The sequence below is a fragment of the Streptomyces violaceorubidus genome (genome assembly GCF_000717995.1).
In the GTDB taxonomy this organism is placed as follows: domain Bacteria; phylum Actinomycetota; class Actinomycetes; order Streptomycetales; family Streptomycetaceae; genus Streptomyces; species Streptomyces violaceorubidus.
The window spans coordinates 28,292-45,462 of sequence record NZ_JODM01000003.1 but is presented as its reverse complement, the minus strand read 5'-3'; the positions used below and the strand labels follow the sequence as shown (position 1 = coordinate 45,462).

Sequence of the window (17,171 nt, the reverse complement as noted above, 5' to 3'; positions counted from 1 at the left end):
GTCATGGGCGTACGCAGGGACCTGAAACGGGCGAGGGGACGCGGTGACCTGACGTCCCGCACGAGGACCGAGACCGTCCGGGACGCGCACGGCACCGTCCGCGAGGCCCGCACCGCCGCCCTCGCGCCCCGCCCCACCGAGGGCAGCACCGCCGACATCCCGTTCGCCAACGCGGCCGAGGCACCCGACGCGGTGGTCCTGCGCCGCGAGGTGGACGGGGCCTGGCGGCCGGTCACCGCCGCGGAGTTCGCCCGCGAGGTCACCGACGTGGCCAAGGGCCTGATCGCCGCCGGCCTGGAGCCCGGCGGCCGGGTCGCCGTCATGTCCCGCACCCGCTACGAGTGGACGGTCCTGGACTTCGCGATCTGGGCGGCCGGCGGACAGACCGTCCCCGTGTACGCCACCTCCTCGGCCGACCAGGTCGAGTGGATCGTCCGCGACTCCGGCGCCCGGTACGCCGTCACCGAGACCGCCGCCAACACCGCCACCGTCCTGACCGGCACGGCCGGGCACCCCGAGCGCCCCCAGGTCTGGGAACTGGACGCCGGTGCCCTCGCCGACCTCACCGCCCTCGGCCGGGGCGTGGGCGACGACGAGGTCACCAAGTGCCGCACCGCCCTCACCCCGGACTCGGTCGCCACCGTCTGCTACACCTCCGGCACCACCGGCCGCCCCAAGGGCTGCGTCCTCACCCACGCCAACCTGCACGCCGAGGCCGCCAACACGGTCGAGCTGCTGCACCCGATCTTCAAGGAGGTCACCGGCCAGAAGGCCTCGACCCTCCTCTTCCTGCCGCTCGCCCACATCCTGGGCCGCACCATCCAGATCTCCTGCCTGCTGGCCCGCATCGAGATCGGCCACTTCCCGAGCATCAGGCCCGACGAACTGCGCCCCGCCCTCAAGTCCTTCCGGCCGACCTTCCTGGTCGGTGTCCCCTACCTCTTCGAGAAGATCCACGACACCGGCCGGGCGACCGCCGAGAAGATCGGCCGCGGCGCCTCCTTCGAACGCGCCCACCGCCTCGCCGTCCGCTTCGGCGCCGCACACATGGAACGCTTCCTGGGCCGCGGCAGGGGCCCCACCCCGGGCCTCTGGGCGGGCTGGGCCCTGTACGACCTGCTGGTCTACCGCCGGGTCCGCAAGGAGCTGGGCGGCCGGACGCGCTACGCCATCAGCGGCGGCTCCCCGCTGGAGAGCGACCTCAACCTGTTCTTCTACGCCGCCGGCATCATGGTCTACGAGGGCTACGGCCTGACCGAGACCACCGCCGCCGCCACCATCGTCCCTCCCCTCGGCCCCCGCCCCGGCACGGTCGGCCCGCCGGTCCCCGGCACCGCCGTGCGCATCGCGGACGACGGCGAGGTACTGGTCAGGGGCGGCATCGTCTTCGGCTCCTACCGCGGCAACCCGCAGGCCACCGCCGCCGCCCTCACCGACGGCTGGTTCGCCACCGGCGACCTCGGCTCCCTCGACGCCGACGGCTACCTCACCATCACCGGCCGCAAGAAGGACCTCCTGGTCACCTCCGGCGGCAAGAACGTCTCCCCGGCCGTCCTGGAGGACCGCCTGCGCAGCCGCCCACCCGTCGCCCAGTGCCTGGTCGTCGGCGACAACCGCCCCTTCGTCGCCGCCCTGGTCACCCTCGACCCGGACGCCGTCGCCCACTGGCTGGCGGTGCGCGGGCTGCCCGCCGGCACACCGATGTCCGAGGTGGTGCGGGACGAACGGATGCGCGCCGAGGTCCAGAAGGCCGTGGACCACGCCAACGCGGCCGTCTCCCGGGCCGAGTCGATCCGCGCCTTCCGGCTGGTCGAGGGCGAGTTCACCGAGGAGAACGGGCTGCTGACCCCGTCCCTGAAGGTGAAGCGGCACGCGGCCGTCGCGGCGTACGCGGACGAGATCGAAGCGCTGTACGCGACACCGCGGCGCTGATCGGCCCCCACCGCGCCCAGGGCACGCGAAAGGGGCGGGCCGCCGATCTGCTCGGCGACCCGCCCCCGGCGCGGTGTCAGTGCCCGCCGCCCTCACCGTTGGAGGACAGGATCGAGACGTCCTCCAGCAGGTGGGCCAGCGCACCGTCGCGCTTGGCCTGCGTGGAGTTCTCCGCGCACTGCTGGTTCATGTCGTCGCCCAGGACGTTGAGGTCCTGGATCGGCACCAGGCCGATGACGCTGACCGGGATGTCGCTGACCGCGATGCACGGCTTGTTGAACGAGCCCTGGATGAGCGCCATCTGCGGGCTCATGTTGCCCGTGGTCATCGAGTTGCCGAAGTACTGCGAGGCGCCGTTCCCGTTGGCCGAGACGGGCCCGCTGTCGTCGCCGATCGCCATCGCCTGCGGTGCCGCGGCAGCGGAGGCGCCCATGACGGAGGCGGCGATCGCCGCGTAGGCAACTACCTTCTTGATCACTGGCCAGTCCTTTCTGAGGAAACCCCGTCCACCGGAGCGCTCTGGTCAACTCCGTGAGTCCGGTCGGGTTTCTCCCGTTCACTCCGTCGGCGGACAACGGGAAATGTGTACGGGTTCGCGTTTCCCCCCGGGATTCCGGCGCTTTTCGCGGCGTTTTCGTGACGCCGTGCGGGCCAACCGGGTGAACGCCCGCAACCAATCACCGCGCACCGGGTTGATGAGGCCGTAGGACAGTGCGTCGCTACGACGAAAGGAACGCGAAGTGCTCAAGAAGGCAATGGTCGCCGCGGCGGCTGCCGCTTCTGTGATCGGCATGTCCGCTGCTGCCGCCCCCCAGGCTCTGGCCATCGGGGACGACAACGGGCCGGCCGTGGCCAACGGCAACGGCGCCGAGTCGGCGTTCGGCAACTCCGCCACCAAGGGCGACATGAGCCCCCAGCTGTCGCTGGTCGAGGGCACGCTGAACAAGCCGTGCCTCGGTGTCGAGGACGTCAACGTCGCCGTCATCAACCTCGTCCCGATCCAGGACGTCAACGTCCTGGCGGACGACCTGAACCAGCAGTGCGCGGACAACTCCACGCAGGCCAAGCGGGACGGCGCCCTGTCGCACGTCCTCGAGGACCTGTCGGTGCTGTCGGCGAACGGCGAGGGCCGCTGAGCCCAGCCCCACCCGGTACGGGCGGCCCGCTGACTTCCGCGCGGGCCGTCCGGCCGTGAACGGGACGGGATTTCGCCGGGGAGCGGAATGACGTCGTCGCTCTCCTGGGGGAACGGCCGGACCGGTTCGTGAGGCATCCGAGTGAATTCCGGGGTGTCCCACGTTCGGTAGTTTCTCCGGCCGTCAATTCCTCGTTTGCAGGCTGCAGGTCATGGTGCGAGCCGTCAATGCTGTGCTCGCGCGGTTTCGGCCGTCATTCAGGCATGACCGCAGAGAAGGGAAAGTTCATGAAGAAGAGCGCTGCTGTCGTCGCGGGCGCGATCATGGCCCTCGGCATGGCCGCCCCGGCCTTCGCCGACGCCGGCGCCGAGGGTGCCGCCGTAGGCTCCCCGGGCGTCCTGTCCGGCAACGTCATCCAGGTTCCCGTGCACGTTCCCGTCAACGTGTGCGGCAACAGCATCAACGTCGTTGGTCTGCTGAACCCGGCGTTCGGCAACAAGTGCGAGAACGACTGACGTCGTTCCGCACCGACCGGCTGCGTCACGGCCGGCCTTGGCCAACTCGTTTGGTTCGGGGCCGGCTTTTCCCCTTTCTGCAGCCGCCCCCACCGGAGCGTTCTCCGGCCATCTCTCATCTCTCATCTCTCCAAGCAGGAAGACAACCAGAGTGCGACAGACCCTGAGCAGGGGGATGGTCGCGGCTGCCGCCGCGACGGGCATCCTCACCCTGTGCGGCAGCCCCGCCCTTGCCGACTCGCATGCGGACGGGGCCGCCACGAACTCGCCCGGCGCCGTGTCCGGCAACGCCCTCCAGGTCCCCCTCGACGTGCCGGTGAACGCCTGCGGCAACACCGTCGACGTGATCGCCGCCCTGAACCCGGCCTTCGGCAACGAGTGCGAGAACACCTCGGACGAGCAGACCGACGGCAACGGCAAGGACAGCGGCAAGGGCGACGGCGACGGCAACGACAAGGGCGACGGCGGCGGGTACGGCGAGGACACGTCCTCCTCGTCGTCCTCCTCCTCGTCCTCGTCGTCCGGTGCCCACGCGGACGGCGCGACCGAGGGCTCGCCCGGCGTCGGTTCCGGCAACAACGCGCAGGTCCCGGTCGACGTGCCGGTGAACGCCTGCGGCAACACCGTCGACGTGATCGCCGCGCTGAACCCGGTCTTCGGCAACGGCTGCGAGAACGCCGCCGAGGAACCCCCGGGCTACGGCGAGGAGGAGCCGCCGCCCCCGACCACGCCGCCCGGCTACGGCGAGGAGGAGCCCCCGCCCCCCACCCACGAGGAGCCCCCGCCGCCCTCGCACGAGGAGGAGCCCCCGCCGCCGTCCGAGGAGGAGCACCCCCCGCCGGCTCCCCCGACCGAGCAGCCGCCCGTCCTGGCCGAGACCGGCAGCGAGGGCACGCTGGGCGCCGCGGCCGCCGGTGCCGTGCTGATCACCGGCGGAGCCATCCTGTACCGCCGGGGCAGGGCCCTCACCGGCCGCTGATCCCTCCCGCTCACCCCGGCGCCCCCGGCGGCCCCCTCACGGGCCGCCGGGGGCGCCGTCGGTTCAGTGGCTGCCGGCTCGGTCCTCGTCCGGGCGGTCGGGGACGCCCGTGCGGTTCGTGGCCGGGGCGGACGCCTGGCGCACGACGCGGGCGCGGGCCGGGGGCGCGGTGTCAGGGCGGGCGTCGCGGCCCCGGTGGGCGCGGTCCCGCAGCCGGGCGCCCACGTGGCGGCCCCACAGGGCCCACAGCGCCCGGCCCGGCGCCCGGTCGTCCCGGGCGTGCCAGGCCAGCTCACGGCCCCCCTGCGCCTCGCGCTCCGGACGCAGGGCGCTCAGCGGCGCGTAGTTCTCCACCACGAACCTCCGCCCCCACCGCGGCGCCCCCTGGGGCAGCGGGCGGTGGGTCAGGTCCAGGTGCAGGGCGCGTACGACGTCCAGGCCGGCGGTGTCGGTGAAGAGCCGGAACTGGGCGCCGGGGCGCGGGTTGAAGTCCAGCAGGTGATAGCGGCCCGTCGTGCCGCAGCGCCGGAAGTCCAGGTCGAAGACGCCCCGGTAGCCCAGCTCCGCGGTGGTCCGCTCGGCGAGCGCCCGCACCTGCGGGTTCGGCGTCCAGCGGCCCACCGCCGTCAGACCGGCGCCGCGCGGCCTGGCCCGCGTCTTGCGGCCGGGACCGCCCGCCCGGACCGCGCCCGAGCGGTCTGCGTACCCGTGGAAGAACCAGTCCCGATCGGCACCCGGCGGCAGGAACGCCTGGAGCAGCAGCCGGCTGCCCGCCTCCTCGGCCCGCAGGAACAGCTCCCCGGCTTCCTGGGCCGAGCGCACCAGCACCGTGCTGCGCAGCCCGCCGCCCGAAGGCACCAGCCAGGGCCTGCTCCACTTCGCCACCACCGGCAGGCCCAGCCGCCACGCCGCCCGCGCCGCCTCCGCCGCGCCGTCCGGGACCAGGGTCTCGGGGTGCGGGACGTCCAGGGACGCGCACACACCGGCCAGTTCCGCCTTGTCGGCCACGCGCGCGGGCAACTCGCCCGGCTGGTCGGGCAGCAGGAACGCGGGCGCCAGTTCCGCCCGCGCCCGGCCCACCGCCACGGCGCACGCGTCGTCCATCGGGATCAGCACCGCGGGCCGGGCGATCCGCGCGGCGACACGGTGCAGGACCGCCGCGATCTCGGCGGGCGACGCGCCGGGCGGCGGCGGGGTGTGCAGCCCGCTCAGGTAACGGGAGGCGCCGACCGGGCTCTGCGCGCAGTCGGCGACCACGTGCACGTCCACCCCCGCGCGGCCGAGCGAACGCACGGCACCCAGCGTTCCGTGGTGAAAGGGATTCCGGTCGATCCGCAGCACGACGGCGGGGACACGGGTGTCGAACAGCGACACGGGAGGACTTCCTTCCGATTCGGTTCACCGGTGCGGGCGATCAACGCACTCGAAAGCCGTAACGGCGGTGGCGTGATGGCATTTCATATGACTGGGTGTCAGTAACGGGAGTCGTTCACGGCGTCGAGAGACCAGCCGGACGGCCAGTGGGAAGACCAGTCGGTAGACCCAACGAAAGACCAAGGGAGGCGGCATGGCCGCACGGCAGTCACGGGCCCGGTCCAGGCGGCGTCCGGCACGCGCCGCGGCGGCGGCGATCGCGGCGGCGGCGTTCCTCGCCGCGGGCCCCGGCGTCGCCGCCGGCGAACCGGCCGCGCCCGAACCCGTCCCCGCCTTCGGCGCGTACCTCGACTACGGCCCCCGCGGTGTGGCCCGGATGGCCGCGCTGAGCCACTGGCTGGGCGGCGCCGAGCTGCGCGTCGGCCACACCTACCTGCCCGGCGACCGCTGGAGCAACATCGAGGGCGCCCCCGGCTTCCTCGACGTGTGGGCCGACTGGCGCACCCGCGAGGCCGACCGGATGCTCGTCCTCAACGTGCCCATGATGGAGCGCAACGAGGAGCACGTCGACGACGACGAGGTGCGCGAGCTGCTGCGCCAGGGCGCCGCCGGGCGCTTCGACCACCACTTCCGCGCCCTCGCCGAACACCTGGTCGCGCTCAAGGTCCCGGACACGGTCCTGGTGCTGGGCTGGGAGATGAACGGCACCACCTACACCCACCGCTGCGGCCCGGACCCCGAGGCCTGGAAGACGTACTGGAACCGGATCGTCACCACCATGCGCGCGGTGCCCGGCCAGAAGTTCCGGTTCGACTTCGCGCCGAGCCGCGGCCGGGACGCCGTGCCCTGGACGCAGTGCTATCCCGGCGACGCCACCGTCGACATCATCGGCATGGACGCCTACGACCAGCCGCGCGGGATGTCCTTCGACGAGCAGGTGAAGGAGCCGTACGGGCTCCAGGCGCACGTGGACTTCGCGAAGGCGCACGGCAAGCCCGTCTCCTACCCGGAGTGGGGGCTGTTCCGCAACGGGGACAACGCCGCGTACATGCGGCGCATGCTCGCCTGGATGGACGAGCACAAGCCCGTGTACAACACGGTCACCGACTACTGCCCGCACGGCGTGTGGCAGTGCGACGACAACCCCCGGTCCACGGCCGTCTACCGGTCCGTGCTCTTCGGCCGCACCGACGAGCCCGAGCCGACGGTCCCGACGCCCGCGGAACCCGGCACGCCCGCCACGCCCACCGCGCCGCCCCTGCCCCCGGCTCCGTCCACGGTCCCCGAGCCCCCGGCCGGCTGCTCGCCGCTGGAGCTGGGCGACTGGGTCGAGTACTGGCTCGGCGGGAAGCTGTGCATGCGCCTCGACTGGTACGCGCGGAACAAGTAGCGGAGTGCGGAGGGTGCCTCGGTGGCGGCGGGCCCGGTCAGGTGCCGCCACCGGCCCGCTCCCTCCGCTCCGCCCGCCACCGCAGCAGCTCCTTGCCCCGCCGTCGTGCGGCGGCGTCGGCGAGGGCCGCCGCCAGCAGCGGGGCTGTGCGGCGGCGGGCCAGCAGCAGCCGCTGGTTCGGCACCGGCTCCGGGCGCCAGTGGTGCTTGTACGGCTCGTCGCCGCGCAGCAGGCTCAGCGTGGAGCGTCCCGGGGCACGGGCGTACTCGGCGCACGCGGCCAGCAGCATCACCGCCACGTCCGCCTTCCGTTCCCGCAGCGCGGGATGCGCGCCGTACAGATAGCCCCCGGCCAGCCGGTGCGACAGCAGCGTCACGTCCACGGCCACCACCTCGTCGCCCATCCGGAACTCGGTGACCAGCGCGTCCCCGCTTAGCACCATCGGTCCCACCGCCCGCATCAGGTGCTCGCGGAAACGGGGCCGCAGGTGCTCGCCGGTCACCTTCCGCCCCCGCCACTGCAGGCGGTGCAGGTCGAGGAGCCGGCGCAGCGCCGCGTCCGTCTCGTCGGGCAGGACGGGGCGGGCCTTGACGCCGAGCGCGTCCAGTCGGCGCAGCTGGGCGCGGATCCGCTGCCTGGCCTTGGCCGAGGGCAGCCGGGCGACCAGGTCGTCCATGGGCAGGGCGGGCAGTTCCAGGCAGAGCGAGTCCGCGAGCCGGTGCCGGGGCCCGCGCCAGCACGCGTAGACCCGTTCGGCGGCGGCGCCCGGCCGCACCTCGCGCAGGTCGACCAGCGCGGTGCGGGCCGCCGCGGCCAGGCCCGCGGCCAGCGCGCCCGCCGCGTCCCGGCCCCGCTCGTCGTCCAGCAGGACGTCCCCGTAGTCCGAGATCGCCCCGCCCAGCGGCACCAGCGCCGGAACCGGCCGTCGTACGAGGGTCAGCGGCGCCGCGGCGACCAGGTCGCCGCCCGCGCGGGCCAGCACCAGGCGCAGCCGTCCGGCCGCACCGTAGGAACGCCACCAGGACAGCAGCCAGGCGTGGCTCTGGAAGGGGGTCGCGGTGGCGCACCGGTCGTACAGGCGTCGCCACTGCGGGGCCAGCTCGGCGAAGGCGGCCTCGTCGGTGACCAGTTCGACCGTGTGGCCGGGCGGGAGTGCGGGCGGGCACGGCGGCCCCGGGTACGTCACAGCTGTCCGCGGCCGTCGGCGGCCGACGCCGGTCCGGGCACCGCCGCCGCGCGGCCGGGCCCCCGTGCGCCACGGCGCGGCCCCACCAGCAGGGCCAGCCCGCCCAGCAGTCCGCCCGCGCTCGCGCCCACCAGGCCCGTCACGGCGGCCGAGGCCGAGGACGCCTCGGTGGGTTCGGTCGCCCGCGCGAACTGCCGCAGCTCCACGTGGGTGTCGTCGGCGGACGCCGCCGCGTGCCGGGTCAGGGCGCGGGTGACGGCGTTGGCCATGTCGGCGGCCTCCTCCGGGTCCGAGGAGGTGGCCGTCACGGAGACCATCGGGGCGTCCGGCGAGGTCGCGGTGCGCACGCTCCGCTCCAGGGTCGCCACCGGCACGTGGGCCCACATCTGCGCGTCCCCGAGCACCGCGAGCTGCGTGGCGACCCGGCCGTAGGCCTGCGCGAAGCCCAGCGCGGACGCCGGGTCGGACGCGTCGGCGGGGACGGCGACGACGTAACCGGTCGCCGTGTACTGCGGGGTGGAGAGCAGGCCGTACCCGGCGCCGAGCAGGCCGCCGGCCAGGACGCCGGCCGCGAGCGGCGACCAGGGCGGCAGGGCGCGCAGGCGGAGTACGGCGCGGCGCAGGGCGGCCGGGACACGGCGCGGCCGGGCGGAGGGTTCGGGCTCGGGCTCCGCGGCGGACGCGGCCGGGGTCTGGGTGAGGGGCTCGGTCATGCGGAGGTGACTCCCTGGGATGCCGGGGGCGGTGACGGGGGCAGCGGGCGCGTGAGGGTGGTCGCGTAGACGTCCATCAGCCGGGCGGCGCTGCGGGTGACGCAGTAGTGGCGGGCCGCCTCGGGTGCGGTGCGGGTGCCGGGGACCGGGCCCCGGGACGCGCGGGTCTCGGCGAGGGCGCGCGCGAACTCCCCGGCGCCGCCGACGACCCGCCGTGCCGTGGGCGCCGACGCGCGGGGCAGGTCCTCGATCGCCGGGCAGGAGGCGTACAGCACCGGCAGCCCGGACGCGAGCCCCTCCACCGCGGCCAGGCCGAAGGCCTCCTCCGGCGAGGGCGACGCGAGGACGTCCATCGCGGCGGCGAGGGCGGGCAGGTCGGGGCCGGGGGAGCCGTCGGGGAGGTAGGGGCGTTCGCCGGTGAGCAGGACGCGGTCGGCGACCCCGGCCTCGTGGGCGGTGCGGCGCAGCAGGTGCTCCTGGGGGCCGCCGCCGACCAGCAGCAGCCAGCAGTCCGCCGGGAGCAGGGCCAGGGCGCGGACCAGCACGTCGAAGCGTTTGGCCGATGTCAGCCGGCCGACGCCGCCCACGACGTAGGCGCCCTCGGGCAGGCCGAGGCGGCGCCGGGTGCGCAACCGCCGGACCGGGTCGAAACGGAAGCGGGCCAGGTCGATGCCGTTGGGGACGACCTCGATGCGGGGCGCGGGCACGCCCCAGCGGCGCAGCCGGTCGGCGACGGTGGGGGAGACGGCCACCGTGGCGCTGCCGAGGCGCTCCCCGGCCAGGTACAGGGCGCGGACGCCCGGGGTGAGCGGGCGGCCCTCCATCTGGGAGTCGCCCAGGGAGTGTTCGGTGGCGACGACCGCGCGCACCCCGGCGAGGCGGGCGGCGAGGCGGCCGTAGAGGCAGGCGCGGTAGAGGTGGGTGTGCACGAGGTCGTAGCCGCCGGTGCGGATCAGGCGGGCCAGGCGGGGCAGCGCGGCCAGGTCGCGGTTGCCGGTCATGCCGAGGTGGACGACGTGCACGCCGTCGGCCAGCAGCCCGTCGGCGACCGGGCCGGGGTTGGTGAGCGTCACGACGTCGCAGTCGACGGGCAGGTGGCGCAGGAGCAGCCGCAGCTGCTGCTCGGCGCCGCCGACGCCGAGACCGGTGATGATGTGCAGGGCCTTCACGTCGGTCACCTCACACTCCCGCCGGGGCCCGGCGGCGCAGGCGGTGCAGCCGGGTCTTCAGCAGCAGCCGTACGGAGGTGTCGTTCTGGCCCACATGCACCCGCGGCAGGGCGTACGGGCCGGTCAGCGGGCCGGGGTCGATGGCGCAGGCGTAGGTGTAACCGGCGGCGCGCACGGCGTCGGCGGCGCGGGCGTCGACCGTGCCGTAGGGGTAGCAGAACCCGCCGACCGGGGCGCCGATCAGCTCGGAGAGCAGCGCTCTGCTCTCGGCGGTCTCGGCGCTCAGCGCGGCGTCGTCCGCCGTGGTCAGGTCGACGTGGGTGAGACCGTGCGAGCCGATCTCGACACCCTCGGCGGCGGCGCGGCGGATGCCGTCGGCGGTCAGCAGCGGCTTGCGCGGGCCCAGCGGGTCCCAGGCGTTGTCGCCGCCGAGCCGCCCCGGCAGCACGAAGAGGGTCGCGCCGCAGCCCCAGCGCCGCAGGCACGGCAGCGCGTGCTCGACGAAGTCGGCGTACCCGTCGTCGAAGGTCAGCCCCACCAGGTCCCGGCCGTCGCCCCGGGCGCGGGCGGCCAGCAGCTCGCCGACCGGCACGCCGCGCAGCCCGCGCCGCCGCAGCCAGCCCAGCTGTGCGTCCAGCCGCTCGGGCGTGACGGTGACGCGGTACGGGTCGTCCGAGCAGTCACCGACGGAGTGGTACATGGCGACCCAGGGGACGGGGGCGGGGCGGGCGTCAACGGTCGCGGTCGCGGAACGGGTCGCGGAACGAGTCGCGGAACGGGCGGCGGAACGGGTCGCGGAACGGGCGGCGGAACGGGTCGCGGAGGGGGAACCGGAAGCGGGAACGGCCATGAGGGAGCCTTCGTGTGACGGGGTGGAGGAAACGGACGGGGCGGACCGACCCCAGGGCGGGACCAAGCCCCCGCACGCCCAGGGCGAGGCCGAGGACGACGAAGACGCCGCCGACGGTCGCGGCGCCGACGGCCAGCGGGAGAGCGGCCCGCGCGACATCGGACGGCAGGCCCCCGGCGCCGGTGACCCGGGCCGCGGCCAGCGCGCCCGCGCCGGTCGCCCCGGCCGCCGCCAGCAGCGGCCGGACCAGGTCGCCCAGGACCCGCCGGACCCGCACCGGCACGCTGCGCGGGCCCATCCCGGCGAGCAGCAGGGCGGCGGTCACGGTGATGCCGGCGGCGTTGGCGGCGGCGATGCCGGTCACGCCCCACGGGCCGACCGCGCGGGCGCCCACGACGCCGGTGGCGAGGACGCCGAGGGCCATCGCGCCGAACGGGTACCAGGAGGCACGGCCCGCCGAGAAGTACGAGCGGGCCAGCGCGCCCACCACGGTCTGGCCGAGCAGCCCGAGCGCGTACACGCGCATCACGTCCGCGGTCGCCGCCGTGTCGGCCGCCGTGAACGCGCCGCGCTGGAAGAGCAGGTGGACGATCTGCGGCGCGCAGGCGATCACGGTGGCCGCGCCCAGGAGCACCAGGCAGGCCGCCAGCGCCACGTCCCGCTCGACCCGGTCGCGGGCCCGCTCCGTGTCGCCGTCGGCCAGCGCGCGGGCCACCACCGGGAAGGTGACCGTGCACACCATCAGCGACAGCGTCATCGGGATCTGGGCGACCTTCTGCGCGTAGTTCAGGTGCGAGATGGCCCCGGAGGGCAGCCCGGAGGCCAGGAACCGCTCGATGAGGACCTGGGACTGCCGGCACAGCGCGAACAGCAGGACGGTGCCGAACAGGGCGAGGGCGAGCGGGTGTGTGCCGTTCGTGCTGCCCGGTGGGTGGGCGCCGTCCGCGGAGCTCGACGTACGCGCGCCGTCCGCGGTGTCCGCAAGGCGCTCTCCGGCCCCGGCCGTGATGCCCGGCGTACCCTCGCCGCCGCCCCCTCGGCGCACCTGCGACACCAGCGAAGGGAGTTGCGCCGCCACCATGAGCGCGCCGCCCACCGCGACCCCGACCGCCGCCGAGCGCACCCCCCAGCGCCCGCCGAGTACGAACATCGCCGTGATGATGCCGGTGTTGTAGGCGACGTAGATCGCCGCCGGTGCCGGGTACCGGCGGTGCGCCCGCAGCGCGGCACTGCAGTACCCGGCGAGCCCGAAACTGACGACGCAGGTGGCGGTGAGCCGGGTGCAGTCCACGGCGAGGGCGGGGTCGGCCAGCCCCGGTGCCAGCGACCGGACCAGCACCGGCGCGGCGACGGCGACCAGCGCCCCCGCCCCGGCGAAGGCAAGGGCCAGCCGGGGGAGCGTCGAGGCGACCAGCGCGCGGACCGGGTCGCCGGGGGCGCCCTGCGCGCGGCGGGCCAGGGCGAGGCTGAACATCGGGACCAGCGCGAAGGCCAGCCCGTCCTCGATCAGCAGCGTCGCCGCGAACTCGGGCACCGTCCACGCCACCAGGAAGGCGTCCGTCTCGCTCCCGGCCCCGAACAGCCGGGCCAGCGCCTGGTCCCGGGCCAGCCCGAGCACCGACCCGGCGACCGAGAGCACCGCCGTGACGAGGGCGGCGCGGGCGAGGAACCGTCCCGAGGAGCCTCCCTCGGCGACGGGCGCGGTCCCCGCGTGCGGGGTCTCGGCCCGGGGGGCCGTGCCGAGGGCGCCGGCCGGGCCCGCACCGGGGGAGGCGCCCGCTTCGCCCGCCGTGTGCGGCGAGGTCGTCGTCACCGCTTCGGCACCTCCCGCGCGCCGGACCCCAGCGCCCACCAGGCCGCCAGCCCGAGGCACACCGCCGTCAGCACCGTCGACGGCCCGCCGATGTCGGCGTACGCGAAGTCGGTCAGCTGCCACACCAGCAGCCCGCAGGCGACGAACGCGCAGTCCGGCACCGCGCTCCCTTCCCGCCGTAGGGCACGCAGCCGGCGCAGGCCCAGCACGAGCAGCGCCAGCCAGCTCCCGGCCAGCGCCAGCAGCCCGATCAGACCCTGCTCGGCCAGTACCAGCAGGTACATGTTGTGCGGGGACAGCAGCGGCTGCCTGCGGTACCCGGCGCCCGCGCCGTCGGTCTCGCTGCCCGAGGACAGCGCCAACGAGGCGTGCGCGTCACGGTGTTCGGAAAAGCCCTTCAGTCCCACGCCGGTCAGCGGACGCTCCCGCCACATCCCGGACGCCGCCGCCCACATCGTGTAGCGGTCGGTCACCGACTGGTCGGGGGCGTCGGCGACCCGCGTGATGCTGCCGACCCGCTCCTGGAGCATCGCCGTACCGATCCCGAAGCCGCCCACCAGCACCACCGCCGCCGCGACCACGGCCGCACCCACCGTCACCGCCCCGCGCACCCCCGCGAGCAGCAACTGCACCGCGCACGTCACCGCCGTCGCGATCCACGCCCCGCGGCTGAACGACAGGGCCAGCGGCAGCAGCAGGGCGAGCGCGCACCCGGCGGCGAGCAGCCGGTGCCGCACCGGCGTCCGTCCCAGGGCCAGTCCCACCGCGCAGACCAGCCCCAGGGAGACCACGGTCGCCATCCCCATCACGTCCTGCGGCCCGAAGGTGCCCACGGCCCGGATCCGCTCGCCCTGGTAGGAGGCGCCGGTGCCGGTCACGTACTGGTGCACCCCGACCGCCCCCTGCCACAGGGCCAAACCCACCAACGACCAGCTGAGCAGCCGTACGTCGGCCCGGTCGCGGACGAGCAGCAGCACGGCGGCCGGGACCAGGACGAAGACCTGGAGGTAACGGCCGAGGCCGGCCAGCCCCGCCCCCGGCGACACGGCGCCCACGGCGGCGACGGCCAGTGCGAGCACCGGCAGACCGAGCACCACCGCCGCCGTGCGGGACAGCGGGCGCCGCCGGTCCCGCACCAGCCGCAGCGCGCAGTACAGCACCGCCAGCGCGGAGACCGCGTCGGCCGGGTGCGCGCCGCCCCCGTCGTCCGGGGCGAGGGGCAGCGCGAGCAGCGCGACGACGGCGACCACGGCGAGCACGGGCGGCAGCCGCCGTACGCGCGCCGTCGGCCGCAGGAGCAGGGCGTGGGCCACGTCGGTCAGCTCCCCGTGGGGCGGACGAGCGCGGCGGCCGTGCGCAGCAGGATGCAGACGTCCTGCCACAGCGACCAGTCGTCGATGTAGGCGTTGTCGAAGCGGGCCCGGTCCTCGATGGAGGTGTCACCGCGCAGCCCGTTGATCTGGGCCAGGCCCGTGATCCCGGCCGGCATCCGGTGGCGGGCCGCGTAGCCGGGGTGGGCCTGGCTGAACCGGGCCACGAAGTAGGGGCGTTCGGGACGCGGGCCGACCAGGCTCATGTCGCCCCGGAAGACGTTCCACAGCTGGAGCAGCTCGTCCAGCGAGGTGCGCCGCAGAAAGCGGCAGAACCACGGCATCCGGTGTTCGTCCGCCACGCTCCACCGGGTCGCCGCCTCGTGCTCGTCGGCCGGGCGGTGGGTGCGGAACTTCAGCAGGGTGAACGGTCTGCCGCCCTCCCCGACGCGCTCCTGCCGGAACAGCACGCCGGGACCGCCCACCACCCGCAGCACCGCCGCACAGGCCAGCAGCAGCGGGCTCAGCAGCAGCAACAGCGCCCCGGACACCGTCACGTCCAGGACCCGCTTGCCCGCGCCGCCCGGCCGCCGCCGCGCCGGTTCCAGGCGCCGGCAGGAGAACCCGGCGATCCGCTCCCCGCCCGGGCGGGCGGGAGCGTCGTCGCAGGCGGGGGCCTCGGCGTCCAGCTCCCACACCGTGCAGCCCGACTCGGCCGGCCCCCGCAGCAGCGCCGCCTGCCGCAGCCGTACGGAGGGATCCACGGCCAGGACGTCCCGTACGCCGTTCTGCACGACGGCCCGCCGTACCTCCTCGTCCGTGGACAGCACCGGCAGGCCCGCGGCGCCGCCCGGGTCGTCGGTGACGATGCCGACGGGGCGCACCCCGCAGCGCGGGTGGCGCAGCAGCGCCGAGGCCACGCGCTGCGCGGCCTGGGCGGGTCCGACGACGAGGGCGGCGCGGGGGTGGTTCAGCAACGCCGTACGGCGTCTGCGGTGCACGGCGGCCCGGCCGGCGCAGCCCGTCACCGCGTGCAGCAGGAAACCGGCGACCAGGGTGCGCGGGGACAGCGCGTGCGCCGGGGCGTACGCCGCGACGAGCGCCGCGAGCGCCAGCCACACCACCGCGACCCGGCCGCACAGGGCGGGCAGGTCGTCCAGCGCGCCGGAGGTCCGCCGGGCCGGGCGCGGCCGGGGGCCGAGCAGCAGCGAGGCGGCCACCAGCAGGGCCATGAGCAGCGGTTGGTGCGGCGTGCCGGTGAGGACCAGCGAGCCCGGCAGGGCCGCCGTGCCGTCCACGACGAGCAGCGGCAGCGGCGAGTCCGGCCGCGGGGCGGGGCGCCGGGCGGGCAGCCGCGGGCCCGCGGTGCCCTCGCGCCGCGGCAGCACCGAGACGGGGGAGGAGCCGAGGCCGCGCGACTGGCCGGCGGGGGAGGGGACGGTGCTTTCGGCGGTCACGGCTGGGTGGACTCCCTGCGCTCGATGGGCACGACGGCCGACCGCCCCACGGCCGCGGGCCGGTCGCCGATGACGCCGACGCGGTCGCCGGGGCCGTCGCCGGTGTGCGCCGCGGCCGGGGGCCGTACGCCGTCCGAGGGGCCGCCGTCCAGGAGGTCGCGGTACAGGGCCGCGACGGCCGCGCTCGTGTGCCGTACGTCGTGCGCGGACCGGACGTGTGTCCGCCCCCGGCGACCGAGCGAGGCGCGCAGCGGCGCGTCCAGCAGCAGCGCGGTGGTGGCGCCGGCCAGCGCCGCGGGATCCTCCGGCGGCACCAGGCAGTGCGGTGCGAGCGCGGGCGGCAGGCCCTCGCGGGCGCCGTCCACGTCGGTCACCACCACGGGCCGTCCGCAGGCCATCGCCTCCAGCGGGGCCAGCGCCATGCCCTCCCAGCGCGACGGCAGGACGACCACGTCGGCGGCCCGGTACCAGGCGGCGGCGTCGGCGACGGCCCCCGGGAACAGCACCGAGGCCGGGGCCCGCGCGGCCAGCCGGGCGCGGTCCGGACCCTCGCCCACCAGGGCCAGCCGGGCGCCGGGCACCCGGGCGAGGACCGACTCCCACGCGTCCAGCAGGACGTCCTGCCCCTTCTGCCGGCACAGCCGTCCCACGCAGACCACCAGCGGGGCACGCGGATCGACACCGTGCCGCGGTCGCGGATCGACACCGTGCCGCGGTCGCGGGTCGGCCGTGTCCTCGCAGGCGTCCTCGGTCGCGTCGGCGGGGAAGCGGGCGAGGTCGACGCCGTTCGGGATCACCGCCCAGGGCCCGCGCAGTCCGGCCCGCACCCCCCGCAGCCGCTCCGCCTCGCTCACGCACACCGTCCGTGCCGTCCACCGCTGCGACCACCGCTCCCAGCCCAGCGCGAGGCGCGCGGCGGCCCCGCCGACCGCCTCGAAGGACCAGGCGTGCGGCTGGAACACGGTCGGGACCCGGCCCCGTACGGCGAGCCGTCCGGCCAGGCCGGCCTTGGCGCTGTGCGCGTGCACCAGGTCGGGCCGTACGTCCTCCACCACGCGGAGCAGCCGCCGTACCTCCGGTCCCAGCGCCGGGCCCGGCGAGCGGGTCGCCGGCCAGTGCCGCACGTCGGCGCCCAGCGAACGCAGCCGGTCGGCGAGGTCCCCGCCGGGGCAGGCGACCGCGACGCGCAGTCCGGCGGCGAGCTGGGCCCGCGTCAGATCCGTCACCACCCGGGCGACCCCGCCGTCCACCGGTTGGGTGAGGTGCAGAACCCGGGGCCGTAAGCCGGTCGGTGGCAGATGCATGCGCGTTTCCTCGCTCACGGAGATTGCTCGGGACACGGGCGGG

The 17,171-nt window shown here is 75.7% G+C and carries 15 protein-coding genes; 5 read left to right on the top strand and 10 right to left on the bottom strand.

What is annotated here, in order from left to right; genetic code table 11:
- The first annotated feature begins 3 nt into the window (after window positions 1–3).
- Window positions 4–1,932, top strand: coding sequence for an AMP-dependent synthetase/ligase (locus IE94_RS0106805; protein ID WP_030179707.1), 1,929 nt, complete (start codon window positions 4–6; stop codon window positions 1,930–1,932).
- 76 nt (window positions 1,933–2,008) lie between these two features.
- Here the strand turns inward: IE94_RS0106805 and rdlB are convergent, their stop codons facing one another.
- A complete protein-coding gene (gene rdlB, locus IE94_RS0106800; RefSeq protein ID WP_030179703.1) occupies window positions 2,009–2,410 on the bottom strand; it encodes a rodlin RdlB in 402 nt (133 codons plus the stop codon).
- A 262-nt stretch (window positions 2,411–2,672) separates the two neighbouring features.
- On the opposite strand from rdlB, the gene rdlA reads away from it, so the two are divergent.
- From rdlA to chpA, 3 genes are all read left to right on the top strand, one after another.
- On the top strand, window positions 2,673–3,068 hold the full coding sequence (rdlA, locus tag IE94_RS0106795; RefSeq protein ID WP_030179702.1) for a rodlin RdlA: 396 nt from the start codon (window positions 2,673–2,675) through the stop codon (window positions 3,066–3,068).
- A 287-nt stretch (window positions 3,069–3,355) separates the two neighbouring features.
- A complete protein-coding gene (gene chpD / locus IE94_RS0106790; RefSeq protein WP_011028536.1) occupies window positions 3,356–3,583 on the top strand; it encodes a chaplin ChpD in 228 nt (75 codons plus the stop codon).
- A 151-nt stretch (window positions 3,584–3,734) separates the two neighbouring features.
- Complete coding sequence (gene chpA, locus IE94_RS0106785; RefSeq protein ID WP_030179697.1) at window positions 3,735–4,562, top strand: LAXTG-anchored chaplin ChpA; 828 nt, start codon at window positions 3,735–3,737, stop codon at window positions 4,560–4,562.
- A 63-nt stretch (window positions 4,563–4,625) separates the two neighbouring features.
- Here the strand turns inward: chpA and IE94_RS0106780 are convergent, their stop codons facing one another.
- Window positions 4,626–5,936, bottom strand: a complete 1,311-nt coding sequence (locus IE94_RS0106780; RefSeq protein ID WP_030179694.1) for a carboxylate--amine ligase — start codon at window positions 5,934–5,936, stop codon at window positions 4,626–4,628.
- A gap of 193 nt (window positions 5,937–6,129) precedes the next feature.
- On the opposite strand from IE94_RS0106780, the gene IE94_RS0106775 reads away from it, so the two are divergent.
- Entirely contained in the window at window positions 6,130–7,326 is a 1,197-nt protein-coding gene (locus IE94_RS0106775; protein ID WP_030179691.1) for a glycoside hydrolase family 26 protein, read from the top strand.
- Between the two features lie 37 nt (window positions 7,327–7,363).
- Here IE94_RS0106775 and IE94_RS0106770 read toward each other — a convergent pair whose 3' ends face one another.
- Genes IE94_RS0106770 through IE94_RS0106735 form a run of 8 tightly spaced genes read right to left on the bottom strand, consistent with a single transcriptional unit; the run spans window position 7,364 to window position 17,128 of the window.
- Complete coding sequence (locus IE94_RS0106770; protein ID WP_037922026.1) at window positions 7,364–8,512, bottom strand: GNAT family N-acetyltransferase; 1,149 nt, start codon at window positions 8,510–8,512, stop codon at window positions 7,364–7,366.
- Window positions 8,509–9,225, bottom strand: a complete 717-nt coding sequence (locus IE94_RS0106765) for a YveK family protein (protein ID WP_030179686.1) — start codon at window positions 9,223–9,225, stop codon at window positions 8,509–8,511. The genes IE94_RS0106770 and IE94_RS0106765 overlap by 4 nt, the downstream gene beginning before the upstream one ends.
- Window positions 9,222–10,394, bottom strand: coding sequence for a glycosyltransferase (locus IE94_RS0106760; RefSeq protein WP_030179683.1), 1,173 nt, complete (start codon window positions 10,392–10,394; stop codon window positions 9,222–9,224). The genes IE94_RS0106765 and IE94_RS0106760 overlap by 4 nt, the downstream gene beginning before the upstream one ends.
- A 10-nt stretch (window positions 10,395–10,404) precedes the next feature.
- On the bottom strand, window positions 10,405–11,094 hold the full coding sequence (locus IE94_RS0106755; RefSeq protein WP_030179680.1) for a polysaccharide deacetylase family protein: 690 nt from the start codon (window positions 11,092–11,094) through the stop codon (window positions 10,405–10,407).
- A gap of 31 nt (window positions 11,095–11,125) precedes the next feature.
- Window positions 11,126–13,057, bottom strand: coding sequence for a murein biosynthesis integral membrane protein MurJ (murJ, locus tag IE94_RS0106750; RefSeq protein ID WP_245235191.1), 1,932 nt, complete (start codon window positions 13,055–13,057; stop codon window positions 11,126–11,128).
- Complete coding sequence (locus tag IE94_RS0106745) at window positions 13,054–14,370, bottom strand: O-antigen ligase family protein (RefSeq protein ID WP_078606415.1); 1,317 nt, start codon at window positions 14,368–14,370, stop codon at window positions 13,054–13,056. The genes murJ and IE94_RS0106745 overlap by 4 nt, the downstream gene beginning before the upstream one ends.
- Window positions 14,371–14,375: 5 nt before the next feature.
- Window positions 14,376–15,824 (bottom strand): exopolysaccharide biosynthesis polyprenyl glycosylphosphotransferase, encoded by a 1,449-nt coding sequence (locus IE94_RS0106740; RefSeq protein ID WP_030179672.1) that lies wholly within the window; start codon window positions 15,822–15,824, stop codon window positions 14,376–14,378.
- Window positions 15,821–17,128, bottom strand: coding sequence for a glycosyltransferase (locus IE94_RS0106735; RefSeq protein WP_030179668.1), 1,308 nt, complete (start codon window positions 17,126–17,128; stop codon window positions 15,821–15,823). Before IE94_RS0106735 ends, IE94_RS0106740 begins: the two co-directional genes overlap by 4 nt.
- Between the last annotated feature and the right edge of the window lie 43 nt (window positions 17,129–17,171).